13 protein-coding genes and 3 tRNA genes are annotated in these 19,377 nt (G+C 44.7%); 9 read left to right on the top strand and 7 right to left on the bottom strand.

The window, feature by feature from the left end; translation table 11 throughout:
• Nucleotides 1-145: 145 nt before the first annotated feature.
• Nucleotides 146-595, bottom strand: coding sequence for a protein YgfX (locus ABF87_RS07190; RefSeq protein WP_160828464.1), 450 nt, complete (start codon nucleotides 593-595; stop codon nucleotides 146-148).
• A gap of 121 nt (nucleotides 596-716) precedes the next feature.
• On the opposite strand from ABF87_RS07190, the gene ABF87_RS07185 reads away from it, so the two are divergent.
• The 4 genes from ABF87_RS07185 to pnp all read left to right on the top strand — a co-directional run bounded on the left by ABF87_RS07185 (nucleotide 717) and on the right by pnp (nucleotide 6,539).
• Entirely contained in the window at nucleotides 717-1,757 is a 1,041-nt protein-coding gene (locus ABF87_RS07185) for a folate-binding protein YgfZ (protein ID WP_160828463.1), read from the top strand.
• Nucleotides 1,758-2,226: 469 nt separating this feature from the next.
• Nucleotides 2,227-3,690, top strand: coding sequence for a dynamin family protein (locus ABF87_RS07180; protein ID WP_160828462.1), 1,464 nt, complete (start codon nucleotides 2,227-2,229; stop codon nucleotides 3,688-3,690).
• A gap of 331 nt (nucleotides 3,691-4,021) precedes the next feature.
• The gene (gene rpsO, locus ABF87_RS07175; protein WP_160828461.1) at nucleotides 4,022-4,291 is read left to right on the top strand and encodes a 30S ribosomal protein S15; all 270 of its coding nucleotides are present in this window, start codon (nucleotides 4,022-4,024) and stop codon (nucleotides 4,289-4,291) included.
• Between the two features lie 130 nt (nucleotides 4,292-4,421).
• Entirely contained in the window at nucleotides 4,422-6,539 is a 2,118-nt protein-coding gene (gene pnp, locus ABF87_RS07170) for a polyribonucleotide nucleotidyltransferase (protein WP_160828460.1), read from the top strand.
• A gap of 85 nt (nucleotides 6,540-6,624) precedes the next feature.
• On the opposite strand, the gene dksA is transcribed toward pnp, so the two are convergent.
• Nucleotides 6,625-7,050, bottom strand: a complete 426-nt coding sequence (dksA, locus tag ABF87_RS07165) for an RNA polymerase-binding protein DksA (protein ID WP_160828459.1) — start codon at nucleotides 7,048-7,050, stop codon at nucleotides 6,625-6,627.
• Nucleotides 7,051-7,339: 289 nt separating this feature from the next.
• Between dksA and ABF87_RS07160 the strand changes: the two genes are divergently transcribed.
• The 3 genes from ABF87_RS07160 (at nucleotide 7,340) to ABF87_RS07150 (ending at nucleotide 7,638) form a co-directional block, all read left to right on the top strand.
• Nucleotides 7,340-7,416 (top strand) — tRNA-Pro (locus ABF87_RS07160).
• 38 nt (nucleotides 7,417-7,454) lie between these two features.
• Nucleotides 7,455-7,531, top strand: a tRNA-Arg gene (locus ABF87_RS07155).
• Between the two features lie 31 nt (nucleotides 7,532-7,562).
• A tRNA-His gene (locus ABF87_RS07150) sits at nucleotides 7,563-7,638 on the top strand.
• Nucleotides 7,639-7,796: 158 nt separating this feature from the next.
• Here the strand turns inward: ABF87_RS07150 and ABF87_RS07145 are convergent.
• Genes ABF87_RS07145 through fdxA form a run of 3 tightly spaced genes read right to left on the bottom strand, consistent with a single transcriptional unit; the run spans nucleotide 7,797 to nucleotide 14,337 of the window.
• Complete coding sequence (locus tag ABF87_RS07145; RefSeq protein WP_160828458.1) at nucleotides 7,797-11,231, bottom strand: UvrD-helicase domain-containing protein; 3,435 nt, start codon at nucleotides 11,229-11,231, stop codon at nucleotides 7,797-7,799.
• Nucleotides 11,224-13,986: a PD-(D/E)XK nuclease family protein gene (locus ABF87_RS07140; protein ID WP_160828457.1), complete on the bottom strand. Its 2,763-nt coding sequence runs from the start codon at nucleotides 13,984-13,986 to the stop codon at nucleotides 11,224-11,226. The genes ABF87_RS07145 and ABF87_RS07140 overlap by 8 nt, the downstream gene beginning before the upstream one ends.
• Nucleotides 13,987-14,013: 27 nt before the next feature.
• Nucleotides 14,014-14,337: a ferredoxin FdxA gene (fdxA, locus tag ABF87_RS07135; RefSeq protein ID WP_160828456.1), complete on the bottom strand. Its 324-nt coding sequence runs from the start codon at nucleotides 14,335-14,337 to the stop codon at nucleotides 14,014-14,016.
• Between the two features lie 327 nt (nucleotides 14,338-14,664).
• On the opposite strand from fdxA, the gene ABF87_RS07130 reads away from it, so the two are divergent.
• Together ABF87_RS07130 and ABF87_RS07125 are read left to right on the top strand one after the other, a co-directional pair.
• Entirely contained in the window at nucleotides 14,665-15,591 is a 927-nt protein-coding gene (locus ABF87_RS07130; RefSeq protein ID WP_160828455.1) for a peptidylprolyl isomerase, read from the top strand.
• A gap of 28 nt (nucleotides 15,592-15,619) precedes the next feature.
• Nucleotides 15,620-17,596 (top strand): aminotransferase class I/II-fold pyridoxal phosphate-dependent enzyme, encoded by a 1,977-nt coding sequence (locus ABF87_RS07125; RefSeq protein ID WP_160828454.1) that lies wholly within the window; start codon nucleotides 15,620-15,622, stop codon nucleotides 17,594-17,596.
• Nucleotides 17,597-17,618: 22 nt separating this feature from the next.
• On the opposite strand, the gene ABF87_RS07120 is transcribed toward ABF87_RS07125, so the two are convergent.
• Both ABF87_RS07120 and ABF87_RS14765 read right to left on the bottom strand, forming a co-directional pair.
• Complete coding sequence (locus ABF87_RS07120) at nucleotides 17,619-19,073, bottom strand: DEAD/DEAH box helicase (RefSeq protein ID WP_160828453.1); 1,455 nt, start codon at nucleotides 19,071-19,073, stop codon at nucleotides 17,619-17,621.
• A gap of 55 nt (nucleotides 19,074-19,128) precedes the next feature.
• Nucleotides 19,129-19,377: hypothetical protein (locus tag ABF87_RS14765; protein ID WP_205012673.1), on the bottom strand; the 249-nt coding region annotated here is incomplete at its 5' end.

Genomic DNA, 19,377 nt, shown 5'->3' with positions numbered 1-19,377 from the left:
GTCATTTGTCATAAAATACCCTTTGATGAATGCGCCTATTTATACATGAAAATTTTTTTTCATATTTATTCAATTACTTAGAAAAATATCTGACGAATTAATACCTAGAATAAAAATTAAGCTCAAGCGAGACGATATATTTAAATTACTTCATATCTTTGTTTTTTATGATCCTTTTATTCCATCGAAGCCATATACGTAGTTGCCGAAATTCTTCCACATCAAGACTATCCGCTAATATCACCGCACTCTGAGGAAAGAATTTTCCTTCTAGTTTTAAATTTACCACCGTGAGATAAGGTGCCACAAAGGAATCTTGCAAAACATAGCATATACAGGACTTACCCGAATGCATTGTTATTTGACACGGCATCTCATCGGACAACACTAAAATTTCAATTGCATCAGCAGCAGTGAAAAACGCATTTTTTCGTAGGTAATAGATCAGGCTGATCATTAACACAGCAATAATCACCACTTTCAAAATACTAAGAAAAGATAATGAATAAATTAAAAAGATGGCAATGATGTGAGCTGATACAAGAATTATGGCAAGTCTGAAAGAAGGCCGAAGATGAATAGTTAAAGTAGCCATTCAAGATTACAAATCGTCTTTAGTAGATCATCTCTTGAGCGAATCTGCTACTGACTATCGTGGTTTAAGGTCGTATAATCTTTGTCCGCTCTCATTTTGACGATTAACACAGCAAATTCGCATGCATCCAGTTTGGCAAACTTTTTTACATAACCATCAGGCTCTTATTGAAGATAATCGTGTGATTCACTTTGGAGATATTACATCTGAACTCCAAAGTAGCCAAACACATACCATCATAGCTGATCTATCCCACTTTGATTTGATTCGCTTTTCTGGAAATGATGCCCAAACCTTTCTTCAAAATCAAGTAAGTTGCGATATTCGTAAGGTCAATTCGCATGCAGCTCAATACGGTGCTTACTGCACGCCCAAGGGACGTGTATTAGCCAACTTCATACTCTGGCAGCAGAATGATGATCTAATCATGCAAGTCCCGGCCAGCGTATCAAGCCCTGTTCGACAACGTCTCGCCATGTATATTTTACGCGCACAGGTGAAATTGACCCAAGCAAGCGATGAACTGATTCGAATAGGTATTGCTGGTACACAGGGCTTGTCACTCATTGAAAATATTCTTGAGCGCCCGTTGAATTGCGAGGAATCTTTACATGTCATTGAACATGAATCCATTCATATCATCCGCCTATCTCAACAACAGTTTGAGTTGACTACTCCAATTAAAAATGCACCGTCCTTTTGGGAGCATCTGAGCATATACGCAAAACCCGTTGGTGCTGATTGTTGGAACTGGCTTACCATTCAAGCCGGCATTCCTGTCATTCTAGCCGAGGCTCAAGAAATGTTTTTACCTCAAATGATCAACTTGGACAAGTTGGATGGCATCAGCTTTAAAAAAGGTTGTTACCCAGGACAAGAAATCGTAGCCCGCACGCAATATCTTGGAAAACTCAAACGTCGTATGTATTTGGCGCACATCGACACAACTGAAATAGTTAAAGCCGGCGATGCATTGTTCAGCGAAGATATGGATGATCAATCTAGTGGCAATATTGTCAATGTCGCTCCATCACCGCAGGGTGGATTTGATGCTTTAGCCGTCATACAACAAAGCAGTCTTGATTCTGACTCCATCCACTGGAAGTCATTAACAGGCCCAGTTCTAGAAATTAAACCCCTGCCTTACTCGATTTCGCCATAAACAATTTCGCTACCCAGTATCTGATCTTTTAGCATTGGCTACAATTAAGTTATTTATTCACACATAAAACCCGCATGCTCATACATTAATGCCACAATCATATACACCAAGCCTTTTTGATTATGATTTATCATAAAATTCAAATAGTTATAAATTAATATTGAGTAACTAAAGTAGAAATAGCATTCACTAGCAAGCTCGCTTTGTTCTTGGTAGAATCGCCAAGCTAGTTTATTGACTGTCAACATCAGTTAACGAGTACACATATTTTTGTACTTCTCAAACCAATTGGCGCGATATCTGTTTTCCTCTAATTCAAACAAGCTTTGGTTAAAGTGTGCATTATTCTATTAATAATCAACCAAATAACTTACTGAAAAATAGTATCGTTTTTTCTATCACTAGAATCACTACGAAAACACCTATGCAATATAAGAGGTGTACTTTATAAGAATGAAAAGGAACTGTTATGTCCCCTAGTTCAACACAAATCAATAAATATCTGAAAAGTTTACAAAAACACCTTGCGGACGAGCATCCGGATAATCCTACTCTCGCAAATGCAGTAAAAAGTTTTAGAAAAATGGATTATGTTGGTCACAGCATGGGACTGCTCAGCAAAGATGAATCCTATGCGACATGCGTGACTTGGTGGCCCATGATCGCGGTATTAGGTACATTTTCTGCTGGAAAATCTACCTACATCAATTCCTATTTGGATATGCCATTGCAACGCACTGGGACTCAAGCTGTCGATGATAAATTCACGGTAATCTGCTATAGCCGTCATAATGAAGCAAAAACGCTTCCAGGGATTGCATTGGATGCAGATCCGCGCTTTCCGTTTTTTCAGATCAGCCGCAGCATCGATGAAATATCCGAAGCTGGGCAAGAACGTATTGATGCCTATCTTCAGCTAAAAACCTGTCCCTCAGAAAACATTCGCGGGAAAATCCTGATCGACTCACCTGGCTTTGACGCTGACGATCAACGCGCATCCACACTGCGGTTAACTCAACATATCATCAATTTGTCAGATCTGGTTCTAGTATTTTTTGACGCTCGACATCCAGAACCCAAGGCAATGCAGGATACGTTGGCTTATTTAGTCTCGGCCAGTGTTAATCGGGCAGATGCCAATAAATTTCTTTATATTTTGAATCAAATCGATGTGACAGCCCAGGAAGACAATCCTGAAGAAGTGGTTTCAGCTTGGCAGCGTTCGCTGGCCGAAGTAGGGCTGGTCACAGGACGATTTTATCGGATTTATAACCCCAAAGCAGCTGTACCCATAGCCAATCCCAGTGTAAAAGAGCGTTTTGAGAAAAAGCGCCTCGAAGATATAGCCGATATCAACGCGCGAATGCATCAGATCGAAGTCGAGCGTTCTTATCGAATCGTCGGAAAACTTGAACAGACTGCCAAGGGAATCAAGAATCAAATCGTGAGCAAACTTTCCGATATGTTGAACAAATGGAAAAGCAGAGTCATCCTGTTCGATAGCTTGGCAGTGATCACTTTCGCCATATTGGCGGGCATTGCGCTGACGTTGAGCGATTCTTGGAATCTGCTTAAAGCACTACCCAGCGAACTAATGCAAGGTGAAACCTCTGCGTTAGTAATAACCACATTGCTAGTAATCAGCATCTTATATAGCCATTTTTCTATTCGCCGTGCCGTCGCCAATAATATATTGAAAAAATTGGCGGATGAAATTGGAAATGACCACGAAGCATATAAACAATATACACAGGCATTCAACAAAAGCACTGCCGCTTATCGTCCAATGTTTTTGAACGGTCCAGCAGGTTGGAACGAAGTTACCGAGCAAACCCTTGATGAAATCATCAATGAAGCAAATGATTATATTCAAGCGTTGAACGATCAATTTACTAACCCGTCGGGAAATGGCGAAGAAAATTCGCAAGTCTGAGTCTGATTTTGATAAATCATCCAACAGGATGCTCTTTCTCAGTTGGAAATGTACATTTAATCAAAAGTACACGCTCAATTGTCAATTGCGCGTGTACTCCAAAACTCAATGGTTATTTCTGATTCTCTAACTAATCCTTCTTTTTTAACCACAAATAATCTTTCCAAAAGTGCTCTTTCTTTCAGATGATTGCACTAATACCACTCACACCATTAATTACCCAGCAGTCGTTATCAAACAGAAATCTACTACCCGATCTGATCTTGGACAAGCGCGCTATTAAAGAGTAAAATTCCGGCTTTTCTTTATACTAGTAATCGGGGAAATAGCAATGTCAATCACAATCGACCAAAAAGCACAGATAGTTCGTGACTATCAAAGAGCTGATGGAGACACTGGTTCTCCAGAAGTCCAAGTAGCTCTTTTGACAATTCGAATCAATGATCTCATCGGTCATTTCAAAACCCATGTCAAAGATCACCACTCCCGCCGCGGCTTGTTACGTATGGTAGGACGCCGTAGAAAATTGCTAGACTATCTCAAGCATCGCAATTTTGACACTTATCAGAATCTGATCGAACGTCTTGGTTTGCGTAAATAAAAATTCATTTCGCATGTTTGGCTGAGAGCAAACTGAGTAGATCATTCCCTGCTCGGACTTTCAAATATCCATATATGGATATTTGAAAATCATAAGAGAAGGGAACATTCATCAGAAAAAGGACTGTTAATTGAAATCTATCAAGAAGAGTATTACCTACGGACGTCATCAACTTACACTCGAAACAGGAGAAATAGCAAGACAAGCACATGGGGCCGTCGTTGTCACGATGGAAGACACCGTTGTGCTTGTGACTGTAGTCGGGGCGAAAACAATAAAACCTGGGCAAGATTTTTTCCCACTTACCGTTGATTATCAGGAAAAATTTTATGCTGCAGGAAGAATACCCGGTAGTTTTTTCAAGCGAGAAGGCCGTCCTTCCGAGAAAGAAACCCTCACTTCCAGACTCATCGATCGCCCGATTCGCCCCCTCTTTCCTGAAGGCTTTTATAATGAAGTGCAGATCGTAGCGACCGTACTGTCATCCGATAATGAAATTGACGCTGACATTCCTTCCATTATCGGAACTTCGGCAGCGCTCATTCTCTCGGGTATACCCTTCGATAGCCCGCTCGGAGCTGCTCGCATCGGTTATATCAATAATGAATACGTACTCAATCCTACGACTACGGAATTAAAGAATACTCAACTGAATTTAGTTGTGGCTGGGACTCAGCAAGCTGTCCTCATGGTTGAATCCGAAGCATTAGAGCTTCCCGAAGAAGTCATGCTCGGTGCCGTCATGTATGGTCATGAACAAATGCAAGCCGTGATCACGGCCATCAATGAATTTGCCGATGAAGCTGGAGTGACTGCATGGGATTGGACGCCTCCAGTCAAAGATACGGATTTTGAGGAAAAAATTGCCGGTTTGGCAGAAGCCGATTTGCGGCAAGCCTTCAAAATCAAGCAAAAACAAGCTCGATCTGAAGCGATTGAAGAAATCAATCAACGAATATCTGCAGAATTAGGGGTTGATACTGAAGACGGGCCTGATTTGCAATCCTATAAAGAAGCCTTTTTTACACTAGAGTCCAAAATTGTACGCAATCAAATCCTGGACGGGGAACCGCGTATTGATGGCCGTGGAACGCGCACGGTCAGAGCGATAACCATCCGAAATGGCGTGCTTCCTCGCACCCATGGCTCAGCATTATTCACTCGCGGTGAAACACAAGCATTAGCTGTCGCAACGCTGGGAACTGCACGAGACGAGCAAAAGATTGATTCTCTCCAAGGGGATTACAACGATCGATTTATGCTGCATTACAACATGCCACCGTTTGCAACTGGGGAGATAGGACGCGTTGGTACTCCCAAGCGTCGCGAAATCGGTCATGGCCGCCTGGCCAAGCGAGCTCTTGTCGCAGTTTTGCCATCACCTGAGGAATTTGGATATTCGTTGCGAGTGGTATCCGAAATCACTGAATCGAATGGCTCAAGTTCAATGGCATCCGTGTGTGGCGGTTGTTTGGCATTGATGGACGCAGGTGTACCATTGAAAGCTCATGTTGCTGGTATCGCGATGGGACTCATCAAGGAAGGCAATCGGTTTGCTGTCTTGACCGATATTCTTGGTGATGAGGATCACTTAGGAGATATGGATTTTAAAGTTGCGGGAACTGAGAAAGGCATTACTGCTCTACAAATGGATATTAAAATCCAAGGTATTACCAAAGAAATCATGCATGCCGCGTTAATACAGGCTCATGAGGGTCGTATGCATATTCTCAAAATCATGAGAGAAGCATTGCCGTCGACCCGTGAAGATATTTCCATTCATGCACCTCGCATCATCAAGCTCAAAATCAATCCGGAAAAAATACGCGATGTCATTGGTAAAGGTGGAGCAGTGATCCGTACCTTGACGGAAGAAACAGGTACGACGATCGATATCACCGACGATGGTCAGGTAACCATTGCTTGCGTAAATGCTGAGGGCGGAGAATTAGCTAAGAAACGTATTGAAGATATTACCGCAGAAGTTGAAGTTGGCAAGGTATATGACGGTACGGTCTTGAAGTTACTTGATTTTGGCGCTATTGTCAGCGTGCTTCCAGGTAAGGACGGGCTTTTGCATATTTCCCAAATTGCTAATGAACGGGTCAATAACGTTTCTGATCACTTATCTGAAGGACAACAAGTTCGCGTCAAGGTACTTGAGGCAGATGACAAAGGCAGATTGCGATTAAGTATGAAAGCAGCATTAGCCGAAAACGGTACGGAACCGATTACGGAAGAATCTTAGCATCCCATCCAAGAACATTGACTGAATTATCAATAAGCCCTGTCACAAAATAGGGCTTATTGATCCAAATTAAAGCGCTTAAGTATTACTTGGCTATTTGTCTTTCCCTTATCTCATCGAGTGTTTTACAGTCAATGCAAAGTGTTGCAGTGGGCCTGGCTTCAAGACGTTTCAAGCCGATTTCTATACCACAGCTTTCACAATATCCGTAATCCCCAGAATCTATTTTTCCAATTATCTCATCGATTTTCTTAATTAATTTACGTTCACGATCGCGATTTCGTAACTCAAGAGTCATATCGGATTCCTGACTTGCTCGATCGTTGGGATCAGCGAATACCGTGGCCTCATCCTGCATGGTATGCACTGCTCGATCAATATCCTGACCTAATTCAATCTTCATGTCGTCAAGTATTTTCCGAAAATGCATGAGCTGTTCGGGATTCATATATTCTTCACCCGCTTTGGGTTCATAGGGAGTCACGTGTTTGCTTTGTAGCTCTTGGGGCATTATTGATGGCTCCTGTTTTCTTAAGTCCGGTCGCGTAAAAAACGCATACTAATATCAGAAAATTCATTGGACAACAAGCTATTTTTCAAAATAGAACTCAAAAAACCCAGAAATAGATGAGAAACACCCCCATGATAAAACCTTTCACCATTCCGATGTTTTTCCCATGGTTGTTGCCGTTCTTTCTTATCTTCTCACACACCTTCCTGTTTCATTTTTGAGTGTACTGAAAACGAGCATACGAAGAAATTGACGTTTCCTACCTAAGACGGTATAGTGTCGCCTTTTCCGGGGTGTAGCGTAGCCTGGTAGCGCGCCTGGTTTGGGACCAGGATGTCGGGAGTTCAAATCTCTCCACCCCGACCAATTTCAGCTCTATATTGTAGAGTATAAAGCCCGACTTGGTGCCCGTAGCTCAATTGGATAGAGCACCAGCCTTCTAAGCTGGGGGTTACAGGTTCGATCCCTGTCGGGCATGCCACAAATAAAGCTTTACTTTCACTTTTATTGTGGTGGCTGTAGCTCAGTTGGTAGAGTCCCGGATTGTGATTCCGGTTGTCGTGGGTTCGAGTCCCATCAGCCACCCCAGTTCATATATTTTCACTTCCGCACGCTTTATTATTGACTGGAGTTCTTAAGTTTCACACACTCACTCTAAAGCTGCCCAATACTTTCCCATCAAGTCATATTCAGCTTCCTGTCTAGCCCTCTTTCAGTCTGCATCAATTTTATAACTACCGCTGCCTTCACCATTCCCGCCAGCCACGTATCAGCGGAAAATAAAGTCCCCGCTTCACTACACGTGAATCCAGTTGTTGCATGATGTGCGCATAACGATCAAGTTGATATTGGTAGCGAATTTTTTCGCGATCAAGGAACTGCTCTATATCCGATCCCTCGTGACTACCAATTTTATAATCGATAATCCAGCGCACTCCCATCGAATCCAGAAAGGTTCTGTCGATGATCCAGCTCGTTGGGATATGATCAATGGCTGCGGTAATTTTCAACTCATTTTGTGCGTATTGCTGAGTACTTAGAATCCATCGCCCACGCTCATCACTGATCGCATTGGTTAACGCCGCTATGACTCGGTCAAGCGCATTTTCAAGCTCATGATCAGCTCCAATCATGCCATCGACCAGAAGATTATGTTTAAATTGGTCACGCATCGCTTGTATACGCTGAGCTGTCCAATTTTGCAGTTCATCTTCCGCAATCCGCTGTAACCAACGATGAACTACATTTCCCACATGCCGAGCCATTTCACTCGCCCAGGAAAATTCTATCTCATCTTGAATACGCTCATGATCGTGCGGTCTCTGCCAAACGATGGAAGATGGCGCATCGGGCAAAGTCCATTCTGTAGGCAATCGATAACCGCAATGATCATTCCGACTCTGGGCAACATGATTTCCATCTTCGCGATCATTTTCAAATGAATGGCATTGCGCAGCAGCATGATACCTAGGTGCCACACTGGGCCACAGCCTGCTGAGTAATGACTGCGCCATTGGTTGAGACGGAATCATTCTCCCATCTGAGTCCGAAGACGAGCCCGTATGCCCAAGCAAATGCAAGAATTTCTTCGCACGCGTCGCCGCCACATACAGCAAACGGTCCGCCTCAAACAAGGCTTTATCCTGATCGAGTTTTTCTATCCACTGGTAAATTGAATCACTCGCCGATCCAACCTCCTGAATCGGTGCCAGCAACAAATCCATTCTGGCGCCGCCGTTATCTGGAAATGTTTGAGTTGGCTGCTCCATCCATTTGAGCAACTGTTTTTTGTTATTCCTTGGCGCACGGCCGAGCCCAGGAATGATGACGGTATCGAATTCCAGTCCTTTTGCTTTATGAATCGTCATAATCTGTAATGTATCATCAGCAGCCAGATCGGGTTTTGCATACAATTTGCTCAATCCCTGTTCAAATCGTAGCTGGTCGTACAATGTACCTGTTTGTTCGTGACGCTCGAGATAGTCCAGAAATATTTGAGCATCCTGCACGGAATTTCCTTTCTCCTCTTCCCCTTTCTTTGAATTTGCAACTACACCACCCAGTGCCAGCCAGACCGCTTCAACCGTCTTGCGAAGCGATTGACGCAGTCGATGGTTCACACAAGGTTGCAGTGCGGCTCTTAGCCGACTGAGGCGCCCTCTAGCGTCTGCTGAAACCGCATGCCAGCGATTCTCATCATTGACGAGCTGCCACACCGTCATTTCTTTTTTGATCAACTCAGGATTACTCTCAACTAAGGCATCCATGTCTCTGAGCAACAAACCACACCACGGGGCGCGCAACACTGCAAACCACGCAATCTGATCAGAAGGATTCATGAGCAGGCGAGTCAATGCCAGCAAGTCCTGTACAGCAGGCTTATGGTGCAGCAATTCGATATCGACGGCGCGAAAATGCAGGCGTGCTTGGGAAATATATTCAACGATCGCAGATAAGTGGCTACGATTGCGCACCAGAATGGCAATGGTTCCCATTGGATCATTTCGGCGCGCATTCCTGATAATTTCCACCACTTGCCGTGCTTCATCCGCATCATCCCTTCCCCAGAATGGATAGATCTTCACGGCTTCATCAGCCAATGCGGGATGCATCGCCATCGACCATGCGTAAGCCACGGCACCCATCGCCACATTTTCGTGGTCGGGCATGATGCGCTCAAACGCGGAGTTCACCCAATCAATGATGCCCTGCTGGGAACGAAAGTTCGCATTGAGCGTGATCGGTTGTAAGACCAGATGGCCAATGCCGTTAGTTCGGGCTTGCAAGAAGAGACCCACCTCCGCCTCACGGAATCTGTAAATCGACTGCATCGGATCACCCACAGCGAATAAACTGCGACCATCACCTGTTTCCCAGCCTGCAATCAGCTTCTCGATCAACTTGAACTGGCTGATGGACGTATCTTGAAATTCATCGATCATGATATGCCTGATGCGATGATCCAATGCCAACGCAAGATCCGTCGGCGCATCGGCATCACCCAGCGCCAGCAGTGCCCGCTGGGTAACTTCTGAAAAATCCACTTTCCCATGCGCCTGAAATACCACATTCAATTGTGCCACTGCGTAGGGTAGCAATCGGGTAATGACCGCCAGAATTTCCCATTGTGAATCGGCATAGCACGAAGGAGGCAAGACGCGTACATCCTGCAAAGCTTGGCGGAAAGTATTTTCAGCAGCAAGCAATTGAATCAAAGCTTCTAAGCGATTTTTCCAGTCCTTGGCTTCCTTTTTCTCGGTAGAGGTCGTACCGGGTGGAAAACCTTCCTTTACTGATAATCTCTTCCGCCAGTCTCCTTCCTTATTCAGTAACAATCCCGCTACACCTTGCCAATGTTCGACTTCGGCCATTGCGAGCGAATCCAAATCATTGCAGGCTGTGATGGGTGACGAGATGCCCATCGTGGCAAGATTTGCGGCGCTATAGCGCAATATTGCGAGTAACTCATCATGCAACAGACCTGGCAATAATTGAACAATGAATTGCACTACATTCTGACGTGAATGCTGAAGCGATTCCTCGAGCTCTTGCCGAGGAGCCTGAAGATGCCTCAGCCAGTGATCGCGCTTGGCGAGCATCTCCATCAACAATGATTCAATACGTGCTCTATCGTTATCCAAATGCTCGAACAATCGTTCAATATCAGATGCGATTTCATGATCTCTATCGATGAAAGCAAGTGTAGCCCGTACCGCTTCCAAATAAAGCCTGGAAGCATCTTCGACGATTTCAGGTTGTGCACCGAATGTCGACAGTACGGGCATTTGCTGCGTCAATGCCGCGCATAACGAATCAATGGTTTGAATCCGCAAGCGCTGCGGATTTTCCGCAATTTGCCAGCCCGCCTGTTGGTTCCGCTCGAGCACGACCAGCGAAAGTTCACGGTTGAGGCTGTCATGAGCAGATTCATTACCGTCCAGTTGATGGGCATCGGCCAGCACGCTCAGAACGCGCGTACGCATCTCAGTTGCCGCTTTGCGTGTAAAGGTAATCGCCACAATCTCTTCCGGTGCATCGACACAGGACAGCAAGCGAAGATAACGCTGAATCAGCAGCGTTGTTTTACCCGATCCAGCCGGTGCCTGTACAATGAACGACTGAGCCGGATCCAGCACTTGTTTACGCTGCTGGGAATCGGGAACGAATTCATGATCAGTCATTATCTGGATCCTTGACGATCACACTCTCTGCAATTCGTTCATGAATCCGGCAAAACAGCTGCATCTCACAGTAGTCGCAGGTTTTCGGAAAATTCTTGGGATCGACACGGGCATCACCGCGGCAAAAACCTGTTGCCAAGTTCGTTAGATTCTGGCGCCAAGCCGCCACGAGCTCCGCCCAGGTACTGAATTGCTTACATCCATGGGTATGCTCAAAAGACTTCACGCCCGGTAATACATCAGAATCTTTCATTATGGCCGTAAAACCCATCTCGCCGCGTTTCACGGCAGCAAAGGCAACGCCTGCGGCTTGTTGCCCGGTTTCTGTCATTGCCAGATAGAGCGGAAGTTGCGGCTCATCCGGTCGTTCTCCAATCAATGCTTGGATGGACGGCCTGCTGGTTTTGTAATCAATCACGACGCGCTGCCCATTACCCACATCATCGACTCGATCGAGACGAACGCTCAGTTCCAGATCGCCCACTCGAAGCGTGCGTTTTTCTTCAACCGCTATCACTGCAAAAGAATTGCGTTTTCTCTCCTGATCGAGCCATTCACGCACTATGGATAGCAAGCGCCGATGCTCGATTTCCGCAAACCGGCCCGACAGCATCATCGGTTTAGCACGCTGCATCGCAATAATGGCCTCATGGACGAGACGCACCAACAGACTTTCCAGCTCTCCATCCTGTAACGCATCGAGCGCTTCTTTAGTCTGCAATTGCAGCCATACTTGTGCCAATACCTGATGAACCAACACACCTCGTTCTGATGCATTCAGACCCGCGTGAGGCACCAACGGACTTTCAATACGCAACCGGTGCCTGGCCCATGCACGAAACGGACATGCTGCGTAGTCCTTGATTACCGCTGTTCCCCCTGGCATTAGTTGTGTCAGTTTGTGTTGAGCCAAGGGCGGTATATCGCTCTCCACGATCTGCTCCAGTTCGCATGATTGCTTGATGAGATCCAAGTGGGAAGTCGGCATCATGCGACATAGCTCGATTTCTGGTATTTCTGCTATCAATGGGCTGGGGCTTAATTCCTCGTCATCCGCATCATTACTGAATTTGGCATAACTGAAAATGGCTTCACGCGTATAGGCAGACCATCCTTGCATCAATCCCCGGCAATACAGCAAAGCCTCCTTCGTCGAAGCCAGCGGTAATTTCGCTTTGCGTTGCAACTCCAGCGGAACAAAGGGATTGGTCCGAGTTTGCAAAGGCCAGTGCTTATCCGACAATCCCATGACCCATACATAGTCAAACTCCTGGTTTGCTGCCTCCAATACCCCCAGAATTTGAATCGGTACTTCTGGAGTTTCAGGTTGAAACAAGGTTTCGCTCGCCATTCTATACAAACGCTCAATGGCATAATGATAAGTGGTGCTTGGCACAACCCGATCCAATGAACCAAACTCCGCCACCAGCGCTTGCCATTTTTTGAAAGTCTGATACTCACTGGAATTCAGTGTGCGCTCACCGGGAAATCCGCTCAACTGCAGAACCTCAGTAATCAGTCTCGCAAAAGTTGCATGGCTTTCCAATCCGGGAAGCCCTGCTTGGCGAAATCTAACCAAGGCCGACAATTGCTGCAGCAACACCGGACAACTCAAGTCGCCTCCCGCCTGCTGCAACAACGTCCATAAGCGTTCCACGGTCACTACTGGCTCGGCGTATTGACGTATGCGCGCATCAATCAAGATCCGCTGATCGATCTCAGTTTCGGCACCCCCAAGAAACGGTGAGCGCAACCAATGGCTCACACGGTCAAACTCTATTTCCTGATCCAATAATGACAAGCATACGAAGGCTGCATCAATCAGAGAATACTGAGTCAGGGTCAATCCCAATGAAATATTGAAGGGTAAAACCGGATCGGTAGCACATGGTAAACCTGATCGGACATCGGGATACATGATGGCACTGAAGATTCGGCTTAGCGCACTACGGTAGCTGGCCAATTCCGGCACCACGATACCGATGCGCACAGTTCGATCGGCTTGTTCAATTTTAGATCGCGCCCATACTGCCGCCTGATGAATCTCATCCTGGTTGCTGGCAAATTCATAACGCCTGGCAACTTCATATATCCGATTTTCATCTGTTTCTGGGTAGGAAATGATGACTTCGCAGCCGGAATCAACCAAGGAATTTAAAAAATTTAATTGCTGTGGGGTAATCACATCGAAACCATAGCAAATGAGCGTGGAAATTTTTTGAATATCCAAGGACGCATAGTGTTCAGAAAGAAAATCCCAAGCACATGTTTGATCCAATTGTTGAGCGCGCGAAGTTGCCACTCGATAGGATGCTGCCCAATCCAGAAATGCTTGAACATCCTCATTCCAAAAATGATTCTCGACATAGGGCATCAAATGCCAAGCATGCGTCAATTGCCATGCTTCTTTGACGAATTGAGCGGTTTGTGGAACTTTGAGTAATGTTTTACCGACTTCGGAAGATTGGATAATCGCTTCCCAGAGCGACTGTTCCTGAATCGGCGATAGTAGAAAAGGCAAGCGAGTTTTCGCGCCATACAGCGCATCAAGATAAATGCGCTCAATGAAGGCAGTAAACGGCAATATATCAGCAGTGTGCCAAGCGGTCAGCTTCTGCTGAAGCTGATTGGAATTAAATCGAGTTTTAAGCGCTAATGCAAGCCTGCGGTTGGGTGTTATGACCGTAGCACCGGCATTGATGCGCTTAAAAACCTCTTTCGGAGAGATGTATGAGAATTGTGAAGAATTAAACATGCGGTATTAAAATTACCGCGATTTTACCTAACGCTGCAATTGATCCAATTTATCCTTTACGCTCGCCCATTCGTCTGCATCAGGTAATGCTTCTTTTTTCTCAATGATGGGGCGCCATTTTTTGGATAATTCAGCATTCAATCCGATAAACTGCACTTGCTCATCAGGCACATCATCCTCAGCATAAATTGCTTCTACCGGACATTCTGCAACACATAACGTGCAGTCAATGCATTCATCCGGATCAATCACCAAGAAATTGGGGCCTTCACGGAAACAATCCACTGGGCACACATCGACACAATCCGTGTATTTACATTTAATACAATTTTCAGTTACTACATAAGCCATGACTACTATTCCTTGCTTGATGCTTTGATAGAATCCGGCATTTTAGCAGAATTTTATTTAACAACGCTAACATCACATCAATACAATAAAAAGCAGATCTTCCTGTCATTAACATAATCAAAATCTAAAAGAATAAACCATCGATAAGCCTTGAGAGTTTTTGATTCTTGGGTATATTCCGGATTACCAGCGTTATGAAGGAAAAAACTCACGGCTAGGTGAGGACTGGTCATTGATCGGCCTAGCACCATGTTGCCCCTCAAAAAGATTGCTTCACTTTAGAATCTATCAGTAGAATTCTTTATTACCCATTTGGAAGGAACAATCATGCATTCATTTAAGAATTTATGTCGAATCTCCGCAGTGTGCGTCACCCTGTGGACTGTATCATTCTCATCCGCCGCGCTGGCCAACCGTATTGCTTGTTTTCATACCAATATGGGAAATTTCTGCATGGAGCTTTTTGAGCCTCACGCGCCCATCACCACAGCTAATTTCCTCAGCTATATTACTACTGAAGCCTACACTCATGGGATATTCCACCGTAGCGTGCCATCGTTCGTCATTCAAGGCGGAGGATTCAAGATTGTCGATACTGCCAATGGAAAAACACTCGCACCGGTAACACCTTTTAATCCCATTAACAATGAATTCGGTATCTCCAACACTCGCGGGACGGTTGCAATGGCAAAGGTATCTGGCGATCCGAACAGCGCGACCAGTCAATGGTTCGTCAATCTCAACGATGAAAATTCCCAGAATCTGGATAACCAAAATGGTGGATTTACTGTGTTCGGGCGGATCCTTTTTGATGGAATGCTGGTTTTCGATGCGATCGAGCAATTACCCATCGTTAATCTCGGACCCAGCTTATCTGCAACCCCATTGTTCAATTACGATAACTCACAGGTTGTATTCAGCAATTTTGTACAGATCGATCAAGTTGAAGTATTTGATACCACAGGAGTATTCAGCGAAGAAGTAGCGAGCTTCGCTGTTGACATAGGGACAAGCGAAGCGCTTGAAGTCAAATTGCGCTTGATTCAAGTTCAACCATCCCTGATATTCGAATTAGAGCCGTCGAGTATCGTTTCATTGCCATCGAAGCCCGCCAACATCGCTACTTTTTCCCGTCAAAGCGAACAATTACTCATTCCGTCAGTAATGATCAATTCTTCCACCATCGTGAAAAATGTGACCATGAAACTGACCGATCCGCAGACTTATCAATTTACATTGCAGCATTTCGAATGATCATCTTGTTCGCTTCTCTAACATAGCGATGAAAAAGCCGGTCAGCCGAATTCTTATCATCAATGATGAAAAACTCATACTGAAGGAATTCATCAAAGGGCTCAATGCAGCTGCGAAATCGATTGAAAACCCATTAGGGTTGATTTTTTCTGGTGTAACCACCGCGCAGGAAGCTCTCCAGTCAATTGAGCAGGATGGTGACATTCAGGCAGTCGTCGTTGATGACACATTATATACATTAAAAAATCACGACCAGAAAGCTCGCAATCTACAAATGACCGCATTGGAATTGGTACAGAAAATCAGTCATTTCCGACCGGAATTGAATATTTACATCCTCATTGCACAAGAAAAGGAAGATGAGGTAGTCGACGCATTATTTTCCGAAACCGTGGATGGATATTTTTATCGCGAAGAACGCGATTACCGTGGAATGTATCGCATTTTGAATGCGCAGCTTCAAGAAAAAACCCGTACACCGTTTTATGATCAACTCAAAAATTATGTCTTCATGGCAAAGGATGCCTGGCATACCCCTGGCCATTCATCGGGTGATTCTCTGCGGGACAGCCCATGGGTCGGCGATTTCTATGAATTCATCGGTGAAAATATTTTTCGTGCGGATTTATCGGTTTCAGTACCCACACTCGATTCTTTAATGGAACCCACCGGCGTTATTGCTGAAGCGCAAAAAGTTGCCGCCCATGCATTCGGGGCACGACAAACTTATTTTGCAACCAACGGAACATCAACCGCTAATAAAGTAATATTTCAAACACTACTGGCTCCCGGCGACAAGCTCATTCTGGATCGTAATTGTCATAAATCCATCCATCACGGCGTAGTTTTATCGGGAGCTCATCCTGTTTATTTAAACTCCTCAGTGAATAAGAAATTCAATATCTACGGCCCTGTCTCTAAAAAAACGCTTTATCAGGCCATTGAAGAGCACAGCGATGCTCAGGCATTGATATTGACAAGCTGCACCTATGACGGATTGCGCTACGATTTGCCACCTATTATTCAGGCGGCACATTCCGAAGGAATTAAAGTCATCATTGACGAAGCGTGGTATGGTTTTGCCCGTTTCCATCCGGATTTCCGTCCAACGGCGCTAGAAGCCGGCGCGGACTATGCCACGCAAAGCACGCATAAAGTTTTGTCAGCTTTTTCGCAATCCAGCATGATTCATGTCAATGACCCGGATTTTAATGAGCATTTGTTTCGTGAAAACTTCAACATGCACACATCCACCAGTCCACAGTACAGTATGATTGCGAGCCTTGATGTAGCACGCAAGCAAATCATGCTTGAAGGCTACAAACTTCTGTCACGTACCTTAGAATTGGCAAAAGAATTGCGTATTCAAATAAATGCAACCGGTGTATTTCAAGTTCTCGAACTCCCTGATCTGTTACCGGATGAAATCAAGCACGATAATATTCAGCTCGATCCGACCAAAGTGACGGTTGATATTTCACGTTGCAGCTTTACAATTGAAGAACTTATTCAGGAATTATTCGAGCGTTTTAACATTCAGGTAGAAAAATCAACCTTTAACACTTTAACGCTACTTCTTACCATCGGTACCACACGGAGCAAGGTTTCACGTCTGTATGATGCGCTGATGCGCATAGCTCGTGAAAATAGATCTCCACGCCGGCTTTATCAAACCACCGAAATCCCGGTATTTACTGAACTGGAATATCTGCCCCGCGATGCTTTTTATTGCAATGGAGAATTGGTGCCATTGCTGAATGAAGAAGAAATAATAAATTCCAGTCTCATCGGCAGAATATGCGCTGATCAAATAACACCCTATCCACCGGGTATTCCTGTATTGGTTCCTGGGCAAATCATTTCCCAGGAAATTATCCAATATTTGATCAGCATGCTTCGTTCACAAAAGCGTATAGAAATTCACGGCATTGTCTATGACGGTTATCTGCCCTGTTTAAGATTACTGACCGCAACGGAAGAAAGAAATCTGGTCAAGTTAAATTGATACGCTCGCCGATGCCATGCTTTTATTTTTGTTTATTCGTTATTGGAGAGAGAAATAATGCGGGCAATGGCTTAGATGATCTATGGCGATGAGCCAATCTGCGATCAGCCTGATTGCTGCCAGCCTGCACAATCTGCATATCCACCTGCTTAGAAACATACGGTTGCGTAAACAAAGGATCGCTGAATTTTTCTGCGCGCTTGGAGCTTCTCAAAAACATATCGTTGTTGATCCGAGCTACTGAGCGATCATTTTTCTTTGTGGCACCAGGTTGAACGCGTTTGAGTTTTTTCTCGTCTGTGTAAGCAGACTTTGCTGCTGCAGCGGGCGTTTTCTTTGCTTCAAATGCGCTGATCTCCTCCACTGCGATCTTGGTATTCAAAAGCTTCTCTACTCCAGCTAAAAGCTTATCTTCTTCCTTGCTGACTAAAGAAATAGCAAATCCCTTAGCGCCAGCCCGCCCCGTCCGTCCGATACGGTGAATGTAATCTTCAGGATTATTGGGTAATTCAAAATTAATCACATGTGTTAATTCTTCAATATCGATACCGCGCGCAGCCACATCAGTGGCAACCAGAACCTTAATCTGGCCTTGCTTGAAATCATCAAGCGCCTGAGTGCGCTGAAGTTGATTTCTATCGCCATGAATTGCCGCAGTCGAGATGCCGGTACGGCCCAGTCGTTGCGCCACTCGATCCGCAGTGATCTTGGTTCGAGTAAAAACAAGCACTTGTTTTAAAGTATGCTGTTTAATCAGTAAATTTAGAAGCTCATGTTTGCGCGATGATTCGACGGGATGCACGATATGTGTGATTAACTCGCTAACCGAATTTTGTCTTGCAACTTCAATCAGCACGGGCTTTATTAATATTTTATTGGCAAGTTTCTTGATCTCTTCTGAAAAAGTTGCCGAGAACATCAAATTCTGACGTTTCTCCGGTAACGTATCGATGATTTGCCTGATCGCTGGCAAAAAACCCATATCCAACATCCGATCGGCCTCATCGAGGATTAATATTTCTACTTTCGCCAACGATAATGTTTTCTGCTGCAAATGATCCAATAAACGACCCGGTGTAGCCACTAAAATCTCTATTCCAGAGCGAACAGCCTCGATCTGCGCATCGATATTCACTCCACCATAAATGACCGTCGACCTGATGGCAGAATACTTACCATATGTTTTAACACTTTCATGCACCTGCACAGCGAGTTCTCGGGTGGGTACCAAAATAAGCGCTCGAATGGGATGTCTGGCTGGAGACATACTATTATTGGCATGAATTTCCAGTTTCTGCAACATAGGAAGCGTGAAACTAGCCGTTTTCCCTGTTCCTGTTTGGGCCCCTCCCATTACATCATTATTTTTCAATATGATGGGTATTGCCTGTTCTTGTATCAATGTTGGGGTTACGTATCCCTGATCCGAGACTGCACGTAATAATTCGGCCGATAAGCCGAGTTGCTCAAAAGACATTTTTTACTACTCCTACTAAAATACTTTTTTCATTTATCAAAAAAGCTCTGAAAAATTACTGTACGCGGGTTACTGCGCTGAAATTAGACTCAACATACTCATTCATCACATCTAAACCGCGCTTATCCGATTCCGCCTTGCCTGATCGTTGCTGATTACGTTTTTTCAGAGCTCTCTGGACTAAATGATCATTCATTATTAAATTTTCAAGCCTAACAATTGACTCAATATTTTGATTATCATAATGAAAATCGCAAGGATTCTGTTTTGAATTTCCAAAAAATAAGAACCCGTGCAAAATATT

Source organism: Nitrosomonas sp. JL21 (assembly GCF_009833095.1).
Taxonomy (GTDB): Bacteria; Pseudomonadota; Gammaproteobacteria; order Burkholderiales; family Nitrosomonadaceae; genus Nitrosomonas.
Note: the sequence above shows the minus strand (reverse complement) of the source record. Positions and strands in the feature narration are given on the sequence as shown.

Bases quoted from the DNA above. Each gene is read 5' to 3' on its own strand.
- ABF87_RS07190 (WP_160828464.1), bottom strand. From the start codon at position 595: ATGGCTACTTTAACTATTCATCTTCGGCCTTCTTTCAGACTTGCCATA.
- ABF87_RS07185 (WP_160828463.1), top strand. From the start codon at position 717: ATGCATCCAGTTTGGCAAACTTTTTTACATAACCATCAGGCTCTTATT.
- ABF87_RS07180 (WP_160828462.1), top strand. From the start codon at position 2,227: ATGTCCCCTAGTTCAACACAAATCAATAAATATCTGAAAAGTTTACAA.
- rpsO (WP_160828461.1), top strand. From the start codon at position 4,022: ATGTCAATCACAATCGACCAAAAAGCACAGATAGTTCGTGACTATCAA.
- dksA (WP_160828459.1), bottom strand. From the start codon at position 7,050: ATGCCCCAAGAGCTACAAAGCAAACACGTGACTCCCTATGAACCCAAA.
- ABF87_RS07145 (WP_160828458.1), bottom strand. From the start codon at position 11,231: ATGACTGATCATGAATTCGTTCCCGATTCCCAGCAGCGTAAACAAGTG.
- ABF87_RS07140 (WP_160828457.1), bottom strand. From the start codon at position 13,986: ATGTTTAATTCTTCACAATTCTCATACATCTCTCCGAAAGAGGTTTTT.
- fdxA (WP_160828456.1), bottom strand. From the start codon at position 14,337: ATGGCTTATGTAGTAACTGAAAATTGTATTAAATGTAAATACACGGAT.
- ABF87_RS07130 (WP_160828455.1), top strand. From the start codon at position 14,665: ATGCATTCATTTAAGAATTTATGTCGAATCTCCGCAGTGTGCGTCACC.
- ABF87_RS07125 (WP_160828454.1), top strand. From the start codon at position 15,620: ATGAAAAAGCCGGTCAGCCGAATTCTTATCATCAATGATGAAAAACTC.
- ABF87_RS07120 (WP_160828453.1), bottom strand. From the start codon at position 19,073: ATGTCTTTTGAGCAACTCGGCTTATCGGCCGAATTATTACGTGCAGTC.